Annotated in this window: 1 protein-coding gene and 2 rRNA genes; 1 reads left to right on the top strand and 2 read right to left on the bottom strand. The window is 59.4% G+C overall.

What is annotated here, in order from left to right; all coding sequences use genetic code 11:
- Nucleotides 1-253: transposase domain-containing protein (locus GCT13_RS47925; RefSeq protein WP_152767065.1), on the top strand; the 253-nt coding region annotated here is incomplete at its 5' end.
- A 334-nt stretch (nucleotides 254-587) separates the two neighbouring features.
- Here GCT13_RS47925 and rrf read toward each other — a convergent pair.
- Both rrf and GCT13_RS47915 read right to left on the bottom strand, forming a co-directional pair.
- Nucleotides 588-701 (bottom strand): 5S ribosomal RNA (gene rrf / locus GCT13_RS47920).
- Between the two features lie 192 nt (nucleotides 702-893).
- A 23S ribosomal RNA gene (locus GCT13_RS47915) occupies nucleotides 894-993 on the bottom strand; the annotation flags it as partial.

Here is a 993-nt window from a genome sequence, read left to right as displayed (position 1 = left end):
TGTGCCGATCGACAACAATTGGCTGGAAAATCAGATTCGTCCATGGGCCCTGGGAAGGACGAACTGGCTCTTCGCGGGCTCTTTGCGTGCGGGGCAACGCGCAGCCGCAATCATGAGCCTGATTCGATCAGCGCAGCTCAACGGCCATGATCCATACGTCTACCTCAAAGACGTACTGAACCGCTTGCCCACGCATCGCGCCGACGATATCGCTCAGCTACTGCCTCATCGCTGGGCGCCGATCACCGCCTGATCGCCGGCGCGCACTCCCCGGGGTGTCATTGCCGGGCGCTTACGAACGGCCTCACAGCTCGCTCGGATATCTGACGCCCAGGCAGTTCACACAGGCACATGAAGCGAAGCAGCTTTTAACCTCGGACTCTAACAGCGGTCCGGACTAAAACCGGGGGCAGGTCATCGAGGCACCTTTCGCAGTCGTGTTGCTACTGCTGCGAGGAGATGCAGCCTGGGCAGAGGCGGCGGGGTATTGACGAGTGGTGAAGGCGCCGCGGGGAGAATGAGATAAAGGGCGCCGTAAACGCCACGACCCCGCCTGCTGAGGGGCGGGGTCGGGTCTGGGGTAAGGAGCCTGACGATTACCTACTTTCACACGGGCAATCCGCACTATCATCGGCGTGGAGTCGTTTCACGGTCCTGTTCGGGATGGGAAGGGGTGGGACCGACTCGCTATGGTCATCAGGCATGACGGGTTGCTGCGTCGCTGGTTTGAGCGCCGCAGCCAATCGGGAAGAAGCGTAAAGGGTGTGTTGGGGTTGTGTTGTTTGTACCGGCACAACACCGATCTCTCGACCGTCTGCGTGTCCTGCCCCCTTCGGGGGCGCGGTCCGGGTCATGCCGAAGCATTAACCATGACCGTAAAACACACCGGTTATAGGATCAAGCCTTACGGGCAATTAGTATCAGTTAGCTTAACGCATTACTGCGCTTCCACACCTGACCTATCAACGTCCTGGTCTTGAACGACCCTTCAAG

Origin of the sequence: Paraburkholderia franconis (assembly GCF_009362735.1) — a bacterium.
GTDB classification, from domain to species: domain Bacteria; phylum Pseudomonadota; class Gammaproteobacteria; order Burkholderiales; family Burkholderiaceae; genus Paraburkholderia; species Paraburkholderia franconis.
This window is presented reverse-complemented; position numbering and strand designations above follow the sequence as displayed.